This window comes from Methylobacterium segetis (genome assembly GCF_004348265.1).
Taxonomy (GTDB): Bacteria; Pseudomonadota; Alphaproteobacteria; order Rhizobiales; family Beijerinckiaceae; genus Methylobacterium; species Methylobacterium segetis.
In genome coordinates, this window is sequence record NZ_SMNT01000128.1 from 1 (window position 1) to 14,425 (window position 14,425).

Genomic DNA, 14,425 nt, shown 5'->3' on the forward strand with positions numbered 1-14,425 from the left:
ACGCTTGCCGAACGCTGCTGTCCGCCGGCCTGGTGGTTCGAGCGGTGCGCACAAAACCCGATCCCATCTCGAACTCGGCCGTTAAACGCACCAGCGCCCATGGTACTGTGTCTCAAGACACGGGAGAGTCGGTCGCCGCCAGGCCTGCCAACAGCAGAACACACCAGTCCCTCGACACGATCACGTCGCTCAGACCATCGAGATCGAGACGGGCCGCTTCCCAAACGGGAGGCGGCCCGTCTCGCGTTGCGGCGCCCCGTCAACGGGTCGCGCCGGCGAGCCTTTCGGGTCGCGCCGTCACCGGGCTCCCGCTGCCCGGCGCGAGCGGCGCTCGACCTTGCGGGTGGCCGTCTCCCGGAGATGCTGCTCGATCATCCCGTTGGCGCGACCGCGCAGGTCGCGGATCGCGTCAAGGTCGTCGAACGTGTCGGGAAAGCGCCGCGACAGCCACAGATAGGCGCTCGCGAGCTTCACCGTGCGCTCCTGATAGTCGAGTTCGCCTCTCAGGTTCGCTCGCAGCGCGGGCACGGTCTGGCCTGAGGCCCGCATCTGCGTCCAGCGCTCCAGCACGCTCATCGCGACCTCGTCGCGCCGATCGATCGGGCAGACGGAGAAGGCGAACTTCTCGTCGATCGGCAGGCGGGCGCGGTCGACCGCCCGCGCGACCTCCAGGATCTCCTCGAGCGCCGAGGGCTGGAAGGGTGATCCCGCGTAGAAGGTGGCTCGGGCGAAATGCGTGAGGACGTCGTGCAGCCTCTGCGTCTGCATCTCCTCGGCGACCGACCGGATCGCGATCAGGTCGGGCCGGACGAAGAACCGGGTGTCGGCGGCCGGCGCGGTCGGCGCCCCGCCGAGGGCTTTGCGCAGGGGCTCGATGCCCGTCTCGTCGGTGGCCGCCACGTAGCCCACCTCCTGGTGGCCGTAGCGCCCGGCCCGGCCCGCGATCTGCCGGATCTCGGAATGGGTGAGCGCGCGCTCCGAGACGCCGTCGTACTTGCGCACGGCCGAGAACACGATCCGCTTCAGGGGGCCGAGATTGAGGCCCATGCCGATCGCGTCCGTGGTGACGAGCACGTTCGCCTCGCCCGAGCGGAACCGCGCGGCCTCCGCCCGCCGGACCTCCGGCGAGAGCGCGCCGTAGATCGTGGCCACGCTGTGCCCCCGCGCCACCAGGATCTCGCGGTTCTCGTGGACGGCCCGGCGCGAGAAGGCCACGACGGCGTCTCCCGGCTCGACCTTCTCCAGGGGGACGGGCTCCTCGAGCAGCAGGAGCGGCGACTTGCGCGCGAAGGGGATCACGTCGAGGGATTCGTCGGCGGCCTCGGCGGCGCGCCGGACAGAGGCGAGCGCGTCGTCCGAGCCGCAGACGATGACGGTCTTGGCCGGGATGCCGAAGAGGGCGTTCGTCCAGGCCCAGCCGCGGTCGGGATCGGCGAGCATCTGGATCTCGTCGATCACCGCGACGTCGACGGGGCGCGTCAGGTCGGCGGTCTCGATGGTGCGCGCGGTGTGGGTCGGGTTCGCCTCGCCCAGAACCTCCTCGCCCGTGACCATGCCGGCCCTGAGCCCGCGCTCCAGCAGGGTCTCGTAATTCTCGAGCGCCAGGAGGCGAAGCGGCGCGAGGTAGGTGCCGGTCTCCGCCCCGGTCAGCGCCTTCAGGGCCGCGTAGGTCTTGCCCGAATTCGTCGGCCCCATGTGGAACAGGATGCGCCGGTTCATCCGGCGCGCGGCCGTGAAGGTCTCGATGTAGGCGCCGAACCCGACCCGGTCGCGCAGGCGCCGCAGCCGCGAATCCTCGCGCGCCACGGCCTTCGCCCGCTTGCGCACGGGCGCCAGGGTCCCGCTCAGGGAGCGGTCGAGATTCTCGTCGAGATCGAACTGGCGCGAGCGTAGGGAGCGGTCCAGATGGGCGATGTAGGCGGAGGCATCGGCCCCGACCTCCACGAGGTCGAGGCGGATCTGCTCCCGGAGGCGCTCGACGGGCTTGCGCAGCGAGCGGCTCGCCTGCGCCGCGATCTCGCCGAGCGCCGCCCGCAACTCGTCGAGGCGCCAGGTCGGGTCGTTGCGGTGGGCCATGCCCTTGAGGACGTTGAGGGCTGCCGCATCGGGCGGCACGTCGATCCGCAGATCGAGGCGCCCGTCGTCGAGGAGCGGGACGGCGACCCGCAGGCTCCAGGTGATCGCGTGATCCTTCGACACCGCGGCCCTCAGGGCCGGCAGGGCCTTGCGGAGCGCCGCGACGCCCGTCTCGGCGAAGGTCCGGCTGGCCCTCATGTCGCGGAGCGCGCGCGCCACGCGCGCGTCTTGGACGTAGCCGCCGAATTCGGGCAGGCCGAGATGCGCGCGCAGGGCCTCGATGTCCACGGATCTCGGCGGCAGCCCGAGCCGCGCCACCGCCTCGATCAGGATCTCGATCGTGGAGGGGACGCGCTTGCGGACCACGGGTCGACTCCTCGCCCTGCTCTCGGGTCAGGGCCGTGAACGGGACCGGGTGGGCGGCGCCTCACCGGCGACGGGAGCCGGTCCGCCGCGCAGCGCGCCCGAACCGGCAGCCGTGATCCCACCAACGGCGCCGTGCCGGGCGCGTTCCGGCAAAGGCGCTCCCGGTCGCGGGGCCTTGCGCGCCGGCGCGACGCCGCCCCGGCAGGCCGTCCGCGTCAGGCCTCGGCCTGAGCGGCCGCCTCGTTCTCCTCCGCGGGCTCGGGCCGGCTCGCGGCCTGCTGCGGCTCCGCGCGCGCGAAGGTCTTGCGCGGCCGGCTGAACGAGACCTTCTCCGGCTTCTCGACCGCGCCCGTCTGCTCGGCGATGCGCTTGGCCCGCGCGTTGAAGTCGCTCATCGAGATCGAGCGTGCGTTACCGGTCCGGTTGTCGTGGGCCATGGGGGCCTCCTGCTTCGCCGGATGCGGAGGCACCCGGTCGGGAGTGGGTTCGGGCCGCGCTACGCGGATGGAAGCGACGCGCGGGAGGCCGCGGCGATCTCGCGCTCCCGCACCTCGCGGTCGTCGGCCTCGGTGCTGCGGATGGCGTAGCCGGGCTCCCCGGCCTCCTCCGGCAGCAGCCGCACGATCTCGTAGAGCCGGTTGGCGTTGCGCGCGGCCGCCTGACTGCGAAGGCGCACGAACTGGCCGAGACGGAAGCGATGGGCCATGGATGCGCGCAACCGTCGTCAGGCGTTGCCGTGCTGGTCCCGCGAGGGCTTGGCTTCCGGCGCGGGGGAGCGGGTCACGGAGCGGATCAGCCGCTGCGGCCGGCCCGACTTCTGGGCGATCGCCTCGTCCTGGGCGGCGATCATCTCGCGGGCCGGGGCATCCCCGTCCAGACCACCGAGCACCTCCATGGGGACGCGGCGGTTGGATGCCTGCGAGCCGTCCTCGTAGACGACGTCGAACAGCACGGAGCCGCGTTCCAGCGGCTTGGACTTGATACGCTTGGCCATGGTTCTCGGAAGCCTGTGGCGGCACGACGACCGCTCTGAAAACAAGAACGGCCACTGGTGGCGGGAGGAGTGCGCGTACATCCGGCGTCACCCATTCCAGCACCGTGGCCGTTGCCGATCCAGCAACGCGAGACGTTGCGACCGGCGTGCAACGGATATGGCGCCGGAACCCCCGTTTCGCAATGGGAGAGCGAAAAACTTCTTCGCGCCACGGGCTGAAACCCCCGCTTACACCCTGATTTCATGCAGAATTTCGCGGTTTTCGGCCCAAGCTTGTAAGTATCGCCCGGATGCCTTAGATCTCCTGCATCGATCTTTGGCCAGATATCCGGCCGTTTCGCCCTTTGGGCGCGCGCTCTGCATCTCTTCCACATTTCGACGACCAGCGGCTCAGCGCGCATCCTGCGCGCTCGCGCCATTGACCAACCTGCTAAGATACGGAGCTCACCATGAGCACTGGCACTGTGAAGTGGTTCAACGAGACCAAGGGCTTCGGCTTCATCCAGCCCGATGACGGCGGCAAGGACGTGTTCGTCCACATCTCGGCCGTCGAGCGCTCCGGCATGCGCAACCTCGTCGAGGGCCAGAAGGTCGCCTACGAGATGGAGACCGATCGCCGCTCGGGCAAGCAATCGGCCGGGAACCTGAAGGCCGCCTGAGGCGTACCCTCGGCACCACCCTTGCGAAGCCGCTCCATCCGGGGCGGCTTCATCCATTTCCCGCCATCAGCGCCGCGCTGCTCTGGCCAGAAGGAATTTACGTGGGTCAATTCAAAGCCAATCCGCTCGTCGATCGTCTGGAGGCCGCCGCCAAGGCGCGCCAGGCCACGGTCGCCCGCTTCCGGGCCCGCCCGGCCGCCGACGATCCGGCGGTGCTCGCCCGCCAATCCGCCCGCCGCTCCATCATCGAGGCCCGTGAGGTCCGGGAGACCGAGCGGGAGCGGGCCCGTCTCGCCGCCGAGGCGCGGCGCGAGGCCGAGGCGCTCGCCGAGCTGGAGCGGCAGGAGGCCGAGCGCGTGCGCGAGGCCACCGAGCGGGCGGAGCGTCAGGCCGCCCTCGCCGCCGAGCAGAAGGCGGCCCGCGACGCGCGCTTCGCCGCCCGCAAGGCCCGGGCGCGGCGCTGATCCGCAAGCCCGAGGACCGGCAGGCTCCGGGCCGGAACCGCGGCCCGGCGGCAGCCCCCGGGCCTCGCCGCCCGCGACGGCCGTTCCGTGCGGGCCGGCACCGGCCCGGCGTCACGCCTCGATGACGCTCACATGGGCCGCCACCACCCGCCAGCCCTCGGGAAAGCGAACCCAGCTCTGGCTCTGGCGGCCGATCCGGCCCGGCGCGCCCGAACGCCGGAACAGGGTCATCGCCGTGGCGAAGTCCCGGCCGTAGGTGGTCACGACCGTCTCCTCGAGGTCGCGCGCGAGCCCCTGCGGCGAGCGGGCCCGGCGGAAGGCGCGGATCGCCTCCATCCCGTAGAGATTCTCGGCTGCGCCGTAGCGGATCGTGCGGGCGTCGTCGTGGAAGAGCGCTTCCAGCGTCGCCACGTCGTTGCCGACGAGGGCGGCCTCGTAGCGGCGGAAGGCCGCCTCGACCTCCGCCTTCACCTCCGGATCGTCGATCTGCATGACGGCCTCTCAGTCGAGGGCGGCGACGGGCGCCCGCGCGACGCCCGCCCGCTCCAGGTGATGCGCCGCGCGCAGGGCGAGATCCTCCCGCCAGGGCGCCGCGATGACCTGCACGCCGAGCGGCAGGCCGCCGTCGAGCCGGACCGGCACCGCCACGACGGGCAGGCCGATGAAGGAGATCGGCTGGGTGTAGAGGCCGAGATTGGCCCGCACCGGCAGCTCGATCCCGTCGAGCACGAAGGTCTTCTGCCCGCCGCGCGGCGCCCGGCAGGGGGTGGCGGGCGCCAGGATCAGGTTCACGGAACCGAACAGGTCGAGCACGGCGGCGCGGTACCAGCGGCGGAAGCGCTGCGCCCGCTCCACGAAGGGGGCCGGGATCATCGCCCCGGCGATCAGGCGGTCGCGCACGGCCGGGTCGAACTCGCCCGCGCGGGTCCGCAGCCGGTCGAGATGGAGGGCCGCGCCCTCGGCGGCCGTGATCAGGTAGGCGGCGGCGCGCGCGCGCGGCCTCGGGGATCTCGACCTCCCCCGTCGCCCCGAGGGCGCGGGCGGCCAGCGCCACGGCGGCGAAGGCCTCGGGCTCGCCCATCCGGGCGAAATAGCCCCCCGCGACCGCGACGCGCAGGCCCGCCGCGCCCCGCTCGAACTCGCCCCCCACCGGCTCGGGCGGGCGGGCGGCCTGGGCCGGGTCGTCGGGGTCCGGCCCGAGCATCGCATCGTAGGCCAGCGCGAGGTCGCGCACGCTCCGCGCCATCGGGCCGACATGGTCGAGGCTGCCGACGAAGGGGAAGCTGCCGGCCCGGCTCAGGCGCCCGTAGGTGGGCTTGAGGCCGAAGCAGCCGCAGAAGGCGCTGGGCACGCGGATCGAGCCGTTGGTGTCCGAGCCGAGGGCGAGCGGCACGAGGCCGGCCGCCACGGCCCCGCCCGAGCCGCCGGACGATCCGCCGGACATGCGGGCAAGGTCGTGGGGGTTGTGCGTGTCGCCGTCGTGGATGTTCTCGCCGGTGAAGTCGTAGGCGTACTCGCCCATGTTGAGGCCGCCGAGGAGGATCGCGCCCGCGGCCTCGAGCCGGCGGACGAGGGCGGCGTCGCGCTCCGCCGGCGGGCGGTCCCGGTTGATCTTCGCCCCCGCCCGGGTCGGCAGGCCGGCGATGTCGAACAGGTTCTTGACCGCGACGGGCACGCCCGCGAGCGGCCCGAGCGCCTCGCCGGCGGCGCGGGCGCGGTCGAGGGCGTCGGCCCGGGCCAGCGCCCGCTCGGGCAGGATGTCCGTGAAGGCGTTCACCCGCGGGTCGACCCGCGCGATCCGCGCGAGCGCCGCCTCGGTGACGGCGCGGGCGCCGACCTGGCCGCCGGAGATAGCGGCGGCGATCTCGGAGGCCGGGGCGAGGCTCCAGTCCACGGCCGCGCTCATGCGGTGTAGACCGGCGCCGCCTCGGTCTCGTCGGGCAGGGGGAAGCCCTCGACCAGGGCCGCCGCCTCTCCGAGCACCCGCAGGTTGAAGGCGATGGAATCCGCCCAGGCCGGCTCGACCGGGATGCCGAGCCACTCGGCGGCCGCACGCGCGTAGTCCTCGCGGTTCGATGTCGGCTCGGGCATGGCGTCTCTCCTCGCTGAGGCCCCGGATCAGGCCAGACAGGCGGCGGCGTGCCCGGCGATCGCGCCGGGCGTCGTGATCCAGACGGCGTCGCGCCGCTCCGCGATGTGCCGGAGCGCCCGCCGCAGAGGGCGCAGCCGGTGGGGCTGGCCGACGATGTAGGGGTGGAGCGCGATGCCCATCACCAGCGGCGCCGCGCGGGACTGGTCCAGCATCTCCTCGAAGGTCTCGACGATCATCTCGGCGAAATGCGCGCCCGATTCCTTGCGGGCGACGATCGCCGGGATGTCGTTCAACTCCTGCGGGTAGGGCACCGAGAGGATGCGCCCGCCGCCGCGCGTCGCGAACCAGACCGGCTGGTCGTCGTGCGCCCAGTCGAGGAGGTAGCGGTAGCCGGCCTCGGCCAGGAGGTCCGGCGTCACCGGCGATTGCGAGATCCACGGCCCCAGCCAGCCCGCGGGCGCCCGGCCCTCCTCGCGCGCGATGACCGCCGTCGCCTCACGGATGAGGGCGCGCTCGCCCGCCTCGTCGAGGGAGCCCTGGCGCTCGGCAGTGGTGCGGCCATGCGCGACGATCTCGTCGCCGCGGGCGCGGAACGCCTCGATCAGGCCCGGGCAATCCCGGTAGAGGTTGCTGTTGGCCAGCACGCCGGCCGGCAGGACGAGTTCGTCCAGCATGTCCCGGATGCGCCACGCGCCGACCCGGTTGCCCCAGTCCCGCCAGGCGTAGTTCAGGACGTCCGGCTGCGGCCCGCCCGGCGCAAGCTCGGCCCCGAGCCCCTCGCCGAAGGCGAAGGTCTCGAGGTTGAGCCCGAGATAGACGGCGAGGCGCTTCCCCCCCGGCCAGTCGTAGACCGGGCGGTCGGGCAGGGCGCTGTAGCCGTAGCGGCCGTGGTCCGGGGCCGATCGGGGTTCCGAGTTCGGTCGGGGTTCCGAGTTCGGTCGGGGTTCCGAGTTCGGTCGGGGTTCCGAGTTCGGTCGCATGGGTGCTCCGCTGTCCGGCCGGCCCGCGGCCGCCGGGTGTCCGAGACGGGACATCAGGCCGCTCCGAGATAGGCCGCCTCCAGGCCCTTGTCGGCCTGGAGTTCGGCCGCGCTGCCCTCGGCGACGACGCGGCCCTGCTCCAGCACGTAGCCGCGATCCGCGACGGTGAGGGCGAGCGCCGCCATCTGGTCGACGATCAGGATGGTGATGCCCCGGTCCCTCAGATCCGCCACCACGCCGTAGAGCGTGTTGATCATGGCCGGCGCGAGCCCGAGGGAGGGCTCGTCGAGGAGGAGGATGCGGGGCCGCGCCATCAGCCCGCGGGCGATGGCGAGCATCTGCTGCTCGCCGCCGGACAGGAGGCCCGCCCGGCTCCCGGCCCGCTCGCGCAGCCGCGGGAAGCGGTCGAGCAGGGCCTCGATCTCGGCCGGGTCGATCCGACCGCCCCGGCCGCGGGCGCCGAGGCGGATGTTCTCGATCACGGTGAGTTCCGGGAAGACCTGCCGCCCCTCCGGCACGAGGGCGAGGCCGAGGCGGGCGATGGCGTGGGCGGGAAGCTCCGCGACCGGCCGGTCCGCCAGGACGATGCTGCCCTGGACCGGCCGCAGCAGGCCCGAGAGGGCGCGCATCGCCGTCGACTTGCCGGCGCCGTTGGCACCGAGCAGGGCCACCGTCTCCCCGGGCCGGACCGAGAGGGCGAGGTCGTCGAGCACCGGGGCCGCGCCGTAGCCCGCCCGGAGGCGGTGGCTCGCCAGGACCGGGTCGGCCGGCCCCTGCCAGGGGGCGGCGCGGGGCCGGGCCGGCGTCTCGGCGCCGCCGAGATAGGCGCGCAGCACGGCCGGGTCGCGGCGCACCTCGGCGGGCGCGCCCGTCGCGATCGGGCGGCCGGCATCCATCACGAGGATGTGGTCGGAGGTGCCCATCACGAGCGGCATGTCGTGCTCGACGAGGATGACCGCGACGCCGGATTCCGAGATGCGGCGCAGGAGGCTGCCGATCCGGTCGGTGTCGGCCCGGGTCAGGCCGGCGGCGGGCTCGTCGAGGAGCAGCACCTTCGGGCCGCCCGCGAGCGCCCGGGCGATCTCGACGAGGCGCCGGTCGACATGCGGCAGCTCCGCGGCCGGCCGGTCGAGGGGGCCGGCATACCCCGCGAAGGCGAGGAGGGCGGCGGCGTGTCCGGCATCCCCGGCGGTGCTCCGGCGCAGGAGGCTGCCGGGCGCGACCGCGAGCGCCACGTTGTCGAGGACGCTGAGCGAGCCGAACAGGCGCGTGGTCTGGTAGGTGCGGGCGATGCCGGCCCGGGCGATCGCGTGGGCGGATGCGCCGGCGAGGTCGCGGCGGCCCAGGCGGATCGCGCCCGCATCCGGCCGGTAGAAGCCCGAGACCATGTTGAGGACAGTGGTCTTGCCGGCCCCGTTCGGGCCGATGAGGCTCGTGACCCGGCCCGCGGCGGCGGTGAGCGAGACCCCGTCGGCGGCGCGGATGCCGCCGAAGCTGATGCCGAGCCCCTCGATCACGAGAGGCTCGCCGTCCTCCCGGCGGGGGAGGGCGGACCCGTCGCCCGCCCTCGGCGCGCGCGCGTCCGCCGCGCGGGGGAGGAGCCTCGCCAGCGTCCCGACGATGCCGGCCGGCACCAGCCACAGCACCACGAGGGTCGTCAGCCCGAAGAAGATGAGCCGGTACTCGGCGAGGCCGGCGAGGAGCTCCGGCAGGAGCACGGTGACGAGGGCGCCGCAGAGCGGCCCGAGCACGGTGCCGGCCCCGCCGACCACGACGGAGAGCACGAACAGGATCGATTGCGAGAACGGGAAGGAGCTCGGGGCGATGAACAGCATCAGGGGCGGCAGCACCGCCCCTGCGAGCCCGGTGAGGCCGGCGGAGATCGCGAAGGCCGCCGTCTTCACCCGCACCGGGTCGAAGCCGAGGGAGGCCGCCGCCGCCTCCGAATCGCGCACGGCCCGCATCGCGCGGCCGAGCCGGGCGAGGCGCAGGCGGTGGAACCCGTAGAGGCTGAGGCCCGCCCCGAGGACCGAGAGGATCGCGAGGCCCCGCTCCGCCAGCGCCTCGCCGAACAGGACCGGGCCGGCCGTGATCACGAGCCCGTTCTGGCCGCCCGTGAGCGCCCCGCCCTCGACGAGCCCGTGCTCCACGAGGAAGCCGAAGGCGATCGTCATCATGGCGAGGTAGGGCCCCTTCACCCGCATGGCGGGCACGGCGAGGAGCGCGCCGACGAGGGCGGTGAGGAGGCCGGCGGCGGGCAGCGCCAGCCAGAAGCTGAGCCCGGAGAGCGTCAGGATCGCGCTCGCATAGGCCCCGAGCGCGTAGAAGCCCGCATGCCCGAAGGAGATCAGGCCCGCCAGCCCGAGCAGCACGTTGAGGCCGGTGCCGGCCACGACGGTCAGCGCGACGAGCGCGATGACGAAGTGGGTGTAGCCCTGGCTCAGGGCCACGAGGCCGAGCCCCGCGGCGGTGAGGGCGAGGATCGCGAGCGGCATCGCGGCGGGCGCGCGCAGCGGGTGGCGCTTCGGCTGGAGCATGGGCTCAGACCTTGTTGACCGCCGCCCGGCCGAGGAGCCCGTCCGGACGGAGCGCCAGCGCCAGGATGATCACCGAGAAGACGACGATCTGCGTGTAGGTGGAGCCGAGCGTCGCCGTGACGCCGGCCTCGACGAGCCCGTAGAGCAGGCCAGCGAGCACCACGCCCGTGGCCGAGCCGATGCCGCCGAGGATCGCGACCGCGAAGGCCTTGATGCCGAACAAGGCGCCCATCTCGGCCGAGACCGAGAAGAGCGGCGCGATCAGGAGCCCGGCCGCGCCCGCCAGCAGCCCCGAGAGGGCGAAGGCGCAGGCCACGGTGCGGCGGACGTCGATGCCCATCAGCCGGGCGGCGTCGGCATTCTGCGCGACCGCGAGCAGCACCCGCCCGAGATCGGTGCCGCGGAACACGGCCCGCAGCGCCAGGGACGCGGCGATCCCGACGACCGGGATCACGATCTGCAGGGGGTAGATGCCGGCGCCGAGCACCTCGATGGGGCTCGCCACCAGGGCGGAGGGGAGGCTGCGCGGCTCCTTGCCGAAGGTGAAGAGCAGGGCGTTGTCGAGGATGATGCCCCCCGCTACGGTGGCGAGCAGCCACGCGTCGGAGCCGCGCTCCACGAAGGGCCGCACCAGGATCCGCTCGACGACGAGGCCGAGGAGCGCGCAGCCGAGGAGCGCGCCCGCCACCGCCAGCGGCATCGGCCAGCCGAGGCCGACCGCCAGCCAGTAGCCGAGCACCGCCCCGAGGGTGACGGCGCTCCCCTGCGCGAAGTTGACGGTCCCGGAGACCGCGTAGGTGATGTGGAAGCCGAGCGCGATCAGCCCGTACATGCTGCCGAGGCCGAGGCCGCTGACGAGGACGCTGGTCAGCATGGGCGTGCCCTCCGGGCGCCGGTCACTGCGTCACCGCGACGATCTCGCCGTTCTGGAAGCGCGTGAAGACGTAGTCCTGGGGGCCGAGCGCGTCGTGCCGGCCCGGCGCGAAGGGCGCCTCGTAGGTCTTGATCAGGCCCGGATAGGTCGCGATCCGGTAGAAGCCGTCGCGGACCTTGGGTCCCTCGGTGGAGCCCGCCGCCGCGATCGCCAGCGCGATCAGGTGCGTGGCGTCGTAGGCGTTGGCGATGCCGACCGCAGGGGTCACGTCCGCCATCGACTTGATGGCCGGGTATTTCGCCTTCAGCGCCGCGAGCACGGCCTTGGCCTTGGGCGCCTCGTTGCCCGCGAAGGTGAAGGTCTGGATGAAATGGACCTTGGCGGCGCTCGGGCCGGCGAGCTCGTCGAAGCGCCCGCCCGCCGGTCCCCAATGCGAGATCACCGGCACGCTCCAGCCCATCCGGTCGAGGGACTTCACCACCTGGGCGGAGGGGCCGACATTGCCGACGAGGAACAGGGCGTCGGCGCCCGCCTCCCGGAGGCGGGTGAGCTGGGGCACCATGTCGACGTCGTTCGCCTCGTATTTCTCGATGCCCGCGGCCGGCAGGCTCGCCGCCTTCAGGGCGGCCACGAGGCCCTGCTGGTTCGATTCGCCCCAGGCGTTGTTGACGAGGATCATGCCCGGCTTCTTCGCGCCGTAGGTCTTCACCGCGTAGGCGACGAGGGCCTCGTCGACGAGGGCGTCCACGGCCGAGACCCGGAAGGCGTAATTGTCCGCCGCGCCGTTGCGGGTGATGCCGGTGCCCGCCGCCCAGGGGCCGACGAAGGGCACCTTCATCTGGTTGGCGATGGGGACGATCGCCATCGAGACCGGGGTGTCGAGGCCGCCGATGAGGGCGGCGACGCCGGCGCGCTGGATCAGCTCGCGGGCGGCGAGCACGCCCTTCGAGGGATTGGCCTCGTCGTCGCGGGCCACGAGCTCCAGCGGGCGCCCGAGCACGCCGCCCTTCGCGTTGATCTCGTCGATGGCGAGCCCGATGCCGCGGGAGATCGCCTCCCCCGACTTCGCCGACTGGCCGCTGAGGGCGGTGACGAGGCCGATCCGCACCGGCTCCGCGGCCCGGCTCGGCCCGAGCGCCGCGAGGCCCGCGAGGAGCGACAGGAGAGCGAGGCGGCCGAAGCCGGCGCGCGTCGGGCGGAGAGCCTGGAGGCGGACGGATCGGAGCGAGAGGTTTCGGAGGGCGAGGTTTCGGAGGGACATGGCGGTTCGGTCTCCGGCGGGGCTGGGGAGCGATCCGCAACGCCCATGCCATCAGAGTACAGCCGGATTTCCCCCTGTCATGGCCCATCGCGTGCAGGCACCGCACAAAATGTGCACACTTCCGCTAAAAACTGCATACACTTTTCGCAGGCGGAGCCGCCGGCTTCCTGGCAGGCTCGTCCGGCACCGCCGAGGGCGCGTGCCGAGGAACCGGAGCCTACGAATCATGAGCCAGGACATTGCCGCCGACGCGGCGCGGGAGGCGGCCGCGATCGTCACCGCCTATCTCGAAGCCTCGATGGTCCCCGACCCGGAGACGGCCGCCCGCTACATGGCGCCGGACCTCGAGATCGTCTTCACGGGGGCCCGGCGCTTCCGGCATCCGCGGGAGGTCACCGCCTTCAACGCGGGCCGCTACGCCTGGGTGAAGAAGCGCATGGAGCGCCTCGACGTGGTGCCGGGGCAGGGGGAGACCACGGTCTACAGCCTCGGCACCCTCTACGGCGCGTGGCCGGACGGGACCGCCTTCGAGGGCAACCGCTACGTCGACCGCTTCACCGTCCGCGACGGGCTGATCCGGTCGATGGAGGTCTGGAACGACAGCGCCGAGCGCCTGCTGACCCGGGCCGGCCTCGCCGACTGAGCCGCGCGCTCAGCGTTCGACGTAGGGCGCCAGCCGCCGGACGAGGTCGGCGTCGCGCAGGGGCGCGGCAGCGATCCGCGCCCGCTCGGCCACGGCGTCGAGATGGTGGTCCATCAGCGCGCCCGCCCGCGCGGCGTCGCCCTCCGCCAGCGCGGCGACGATGGCCCGGTGCTCGCTCACCGCGCAATCCGACGAGTGCGGGCGGGCGTAGAGGGACAGGATAAGCGCGCAGCGATAGCCGAGCTCGGCCACGTAGCGCCGGAGCACGGCGCTGCCCGTCATCTCCGCGAGCAGGAGGTGGAACTCGGTCGCGAGGCGGATCGAGGTCGCCTCCGGGCCGCCCGCCGCCGCCTCCTCGCCCGCGATATGGGCGTCGAGGGTCGCCATCTGCTCGGCGCCGAGGCGCCCGGCCAAGCGGGCCACGACGAGGCGCTCGAGCCCGATCCGGACGTCGAAGGCGTCCCGCGCCTCCTCCCAGCTCGGCGTCGCCACGACCGCGATCCGGTTGCGGCGCAGCTCGACCAGCCCCTCGGCGGCGAGCTGGCCGAGGGCTTGGCGGGCGATGGTGCGGCTGACGCCGAAGCGTTCGCCCAGCGCATCCTCGGGCAGCCGGTCGCCCGGCGCCAGCGCCCGCTCCACGATGGCGCGCCGGAGCGACCGGCAGATCGCGCCGACCCGGTCCGTCGCGTCGCGTCGTCTCTCATCGTTCATGCAGGACCTGCCCCGGCCGCGACCGCACCATCCTCCCGCCGGCGAGGCCCGCTGGGCGGCCGGAGGAGGGGCGCACCGCCGTACAGGCACGGACGGGAGAGGAAAGCTAGACCGTACGGAGGCAAGTTCGAAGCCGCATGCGGGGCTCGGCCCGGACGGGCAGGCCCCGCCGGGCCGGATCGTCGCGCTTCCGCCGCACTGACCTGCTCCAACCGGGCCGAGCCCTCATCCCCGGAGCCCCCGCCGTGTCCCCACTCGTTCGCAGGCGAGCCTCCCGGCGCGCGGTGCGCCGGCTCTCCTCCGGCCTCGCCTCGATCCTGAAGGCGACCGTCCAGTTCGGCGAGGCCGCGTCCCGCCAGGGGCAGAAGACGCTCCGCGAGGCCCGGAAGACGGTGAAGCCGCCGCGGGAGGCGGCCCCGGGCCGGGCGCCGGGCCGCTTCGTCGAGATCGACGGCCTGCGCGTCCACTACATCGCGCGGGGCCGGGGGCGCCCCGTGGTGCTGATCCACGGCAACGGGACGATGGCGGAGGATTTCGCCATCAGCGGGCTCCTCGACCAGCTCGCCGAACGCTACCGGGTCATCGCGATCGACCGGCCCGGCTTCGGCCACACGGAGCGGCCGCGCCACCGGATCTGGACGGCCGCCGCCCAGGCGCGGCTCGTCGAGCGCGTGCTCGATCAGCTCAACGTGCGCAATCCCGTCATCCTCGGCCATTCCTGGGGCACCATCGTCTCGCTGGCCCTCGCGACGCGGTCGGGGCGGGACC

Annotated in this window: 15 protein-coding genes, 1 rRNA gene and 1 pseudogene; 5 read left to right on the top strand and 12 right to left on the bottom strand. The window is 73.5% G+C overall.

The window, feature by feature from the left end:
- The first annotated feature begins 28 nt into the window (after positions 1 to 28).
- Positions 29 to 144: ribosomal RNA gene (gene rrf, locus E1J50_RS23360) — 5S ribosomal RNA — on the top strand.
- Positions 145 to 297: 153 nt separating this feature from the next.
- Here rrf and E1J50_RS23365 read toward each other — a convergent pair.
- From E1J50_RS23365 to E1J50_RS23380, 4 genes are all read right to left on the bottom strand, one after another.
- Entirely contained in the window at positions 298 to 2,442 is a 2,145-nt protein-coding gene (locus E1J50_RS23365) for a helicase-related protein (RefSeq protein WP_132256172.1), read from the bottom strand.
- Positions 2,443 to 2,657: 215 nt separating this feature from the next.
- Positions 2,658 to 2,879 (bottom strand): hypothetical protein, encoded by a 222-nt coding sequence (locus E1J50_RS23370; RefSeq protein WP_132256174.1) that lies wholly within the window; start codon positions 2,877 to 2,879, stop codon positions 2,658 to 2,660.
- 59 nt (positions 2,880 to 2,938) lie between these two features.
- The gene (locus E1J50_RS23375) at positions 2,939 to 3,148 is read right to left on the bottom strand and encodes a hypothetical protein (protein WP_132256176.1); all 210 of its coding nucleotides are present in this window, start codon (positions 3,146 to 3,148) and stop codon (positions 2,939 to 2,941) included.
- Positions 3,149 to 3,166: 18 nt separating this feature from the next.
- Positions 3,167 to 3,436 carry a hypothetical protein gene (locus E1J50_RS23380; RefSeq protein ID WP_132256179.1) on the bottom strand — a complete coding sequence of 90 codons (270 nt, stop codon included), beginning with the start codon at positions 3,434 to 3,436 and terminating at the stop codon, positions 3,167 to 3,169.
- Positions 3,437 to 3,885: 449 nt separating this feature from the next.
- Between E1J50_RS23380 and E1J50_RS23385 the strand changes: the two genes are divergently transcribed.
- Complete coding sequence (locus E1J50_RS23385; RefSeq protein WP_132256181.1) at positions 3,886 to 4,095, top strand: cold-shock protein; 210 nt, start codon at positions 3,886 to 3,888, stop codon at positions 4,093 to 4,095.
- 101 nt (positions 4,096 to 4,196) lie between these two features.
- Positions 4,197 to 4,559 (top strand): DUF6481 family protein, encoded by a 363-nt coding sequence (locus tag E1J50_RS23390; RefSeq protein WP_132256184.1) that lies wholly within the window; start codon positions 4,197 to 4,199, stop codon positions 4,557 to 4,559.
- A gap of 111 nt (positions 4,560 to 4,670) precedes the next feature.
- On the opposite strand, the gene hpxZ is transcribed toward E1J50_RS23390, so the two are convergent.
- The 7 genes and pseudogenes from hpxZ to E1J50_RS23425 form a co-directional block, all read right to left on the bottom strand.
- On the bottom strand, positions 4,671 to 5,051 hold the full coding sequence (gene hpxZ, locus E1J50_RS23395) for an oxalurate catabolism protein HpxZ (RefSeq protein WP_132256186.1): 381 nt from the start codon (positions 5,049 to 5,051) through the stop codon (positions 4,671 to 4,673).
- Between the two features lie 9 nt (positions 5,052 to 5,060).
- Positions 5,061 to 6,465: pseudogene (locus tag E1J50_RS23400) on the bottom strand (AtzE family amidohydrolase).
- Positions 6,462 to 6,650 (bottom strand): DUF4089 domain-containing protein, encoded by a 189-nt coding sequence (locus E1J50_RS23405; protein ID WP_132256189.1) that lies wholly within the window; start codon positions 6,648 to 6,650, stop codon positions 6,462 to 6,464. Before E1J50_RS23405 ends, E1J50_RS23400 begins: the two are co-directional and overlap by 4 nt.
- A gap of 27 nt (positions 6,651 to 6,677) precedes the next feature.
- The gene (locus tag E1J50_RS23410; protein WP_245516714.1) at positions 6,678 to 7,631 is read right to left on the bottom strand and encodes a polysaccharide deacetylase family protein; all 954 of its coding nucleotides are present in this window, start codon (positions 7,629 to 7,631) and stop codon (positions 6,678 to 6,680) included.
- Between the two features lie 53 nt (positions 7,632 to 7,684).
- Positions 7,685 to 10,168 (bottom strand): branched-chain amino acid ABC transporter ATP-binding protein/permease, encoded by a 2,484-nt coding sequence (locus tag E1J50_RS23415; protein WP_132256191.1) that lies wholly within the window; start codon positions 10,166 to 10,168, stop codon positions 7,685 to 7,687.
- A gap of 4 nt (positions 10,169 to 10,172) precedes the next feature.
- Positions 10,173 to 11,042: a branched-chain amino acid ABC transporter permease gene (locus E1J50_RS23420; RefSeq protein WP_132256194.1), complete on the bottom strand. Its 870-nt coding sequence runs from the start codon at positions 11,040 to 11,042 to the stop codon at positions 10,173 to 10,175.
- Positions 11,043 to 11,064: 22 nt separating this feature from the next.
- Positions 11,065 to 12,303 carry an ABC transporter substrate-binding protein gene (locus E1J50_RS23425; RefSeq protein WP_245516715.1) on the bottom strand — a complete coding sequence of 413 codons (1,239 nt, stop codon included), beginning with the start codon at positions 12,301 to 12,303 and terminating at the stop codon, positions 11,065 to 11,067.
- Between the two features lie 226 nt (positions 12,304 to 12,529).
- Between E1J50_RS23425 and E1J50_RS23430 the strand changes: the two genes are divergently transcribed.
- Positions 12,530 to 12,946, top strand: a complete 417-nt coding sequence (locus tag E1J50_RS23430) for a nuclear transport factor 2 family protein (protein ID WP_132256196.1) — start codon at positions 12,530 to 12,532, stop codon at positions 12,944 to 12,946.
- A 9-nt stretch (positions 12,947 to 12,955) separates the two neighbouring features.
- On the opposite strand, the gene E1J50_RS23435 is transcribed toward E1J50_RS23430, so the two are convergent.
- Positions 12,956 to 13,657, bottom strand: a complete 702-nt coding sequence (locus E1J50_RS23435) for a GntR family transcriptional regulator (protein ID WP_132256199.1) — start codon at positions 13,655 to 13,657, stop codon at positions 12,956 to 12,958.
- A 245-nt stretch (positions 13,658 to 13,902) separates the two neighbouring features.
- On the opposite strand from E1J50_RS23435, the gene E1J50_RS23440 reads away from it, so the two are divergent.
- Positions 13,903 to 14,425, top strand: a 523-nt coding sequence (locus tag E1J50_RS23440) for an alpha/beta fold hydrolase (protein WP_245516716.1), incomplete at its 3' end; no start/stop codon positions are given.

Excerpts from the sequence above, each read along its gene's own strand:
- E1J50_RS23370 (WP_132256174.1), bottom strand. The coding sequence starts at position 2,879 with ATGGCCCACGACAACCGGACCGGTAACGCACGCTCGATCTCGATGAGC.
- E1J50_RS23375 (WP_132256176.1), bottom strand. The coding sequence starts at position 3,148 with ATGGCCCATCGCTTCCGTCTCGGCCAGTTCGTGCGCCTTCGCAGTCAG.
- E1J50_RS23380 (WP_132256179.1), bottom strand. The coding sequence starts at position 3,436 with ATGGCCAAGCGTATCAAGTCCAAGCCGCTGGAACGCGGCTCCGTGCTG.
- E1J50_RS23385 (WP_132256181.1), top strand. The coding sequence starts at position 3,886 with ATGAGCACTGGCACTGTGAAGTGGTTCAACGAGACCAAGGGCTTCGGC.
- hpxZ (WP_132256186.1), bottom strand. The coding sequence starts at position 5,051 with ATGCAGATCGACGATCCGGAGGTGAAGGCGGAGGTCGAGGCGGCCTTC.
- E1J50_RS23405 (WP_132256189.1), bottom strand. The coding sequence starts at position 6,650 with ATGCCCGAGCCGACATCGAACCGCGAGGACTACGCGCGTGCGGCCGCC.
- E1J50_RS23410 (WP_245516714.1), bottom strand. The coding sequence starts at position 7,631 with ATGCGACCGAACTCGGAACCCCGACCGAACTCGGAACCCCGACCGAAC.
- E1J50_RS23415 (WP_132256191.1), bottom strand. The coding sequence starts at position 10,168 with ATGCTCCAGCCGAAGCGCCACCCGCTGCGCGCGCCCGCCGCGATGCCG.
- E1J50_RS23420 (WP_132256194.1), bottom strand. The coding sequence starts at position 11,042 with ATGCTGACCAGCGTCCTCGTCAGCGGCCTCGGCCTCGGCAGCATGTAC.
- E1J50_RS23425 (WP_245516715.1), bottom strand. The coding sequence starts at position 12,303 with ATGTCCCTCCGAAACCTCGCCCTCCGAAACCTCTCGCTCCGATCCGTC.
- E1J50_RS23430 (WP_132256196.1), top strand. The coding sequence starts at position 12,530 with ATGAGCCAGGACATTGCCGCCGACGCGGCGCGGGAGGCGGCCGCGATC.
- E1J50_RS23435 (WP_132256199.1), bottom strand. The coding sequence starts at position 13,657 with ATGAACGATGAGAGACGACGCGACGCGACGGACCGGGTCGGCGCGATC.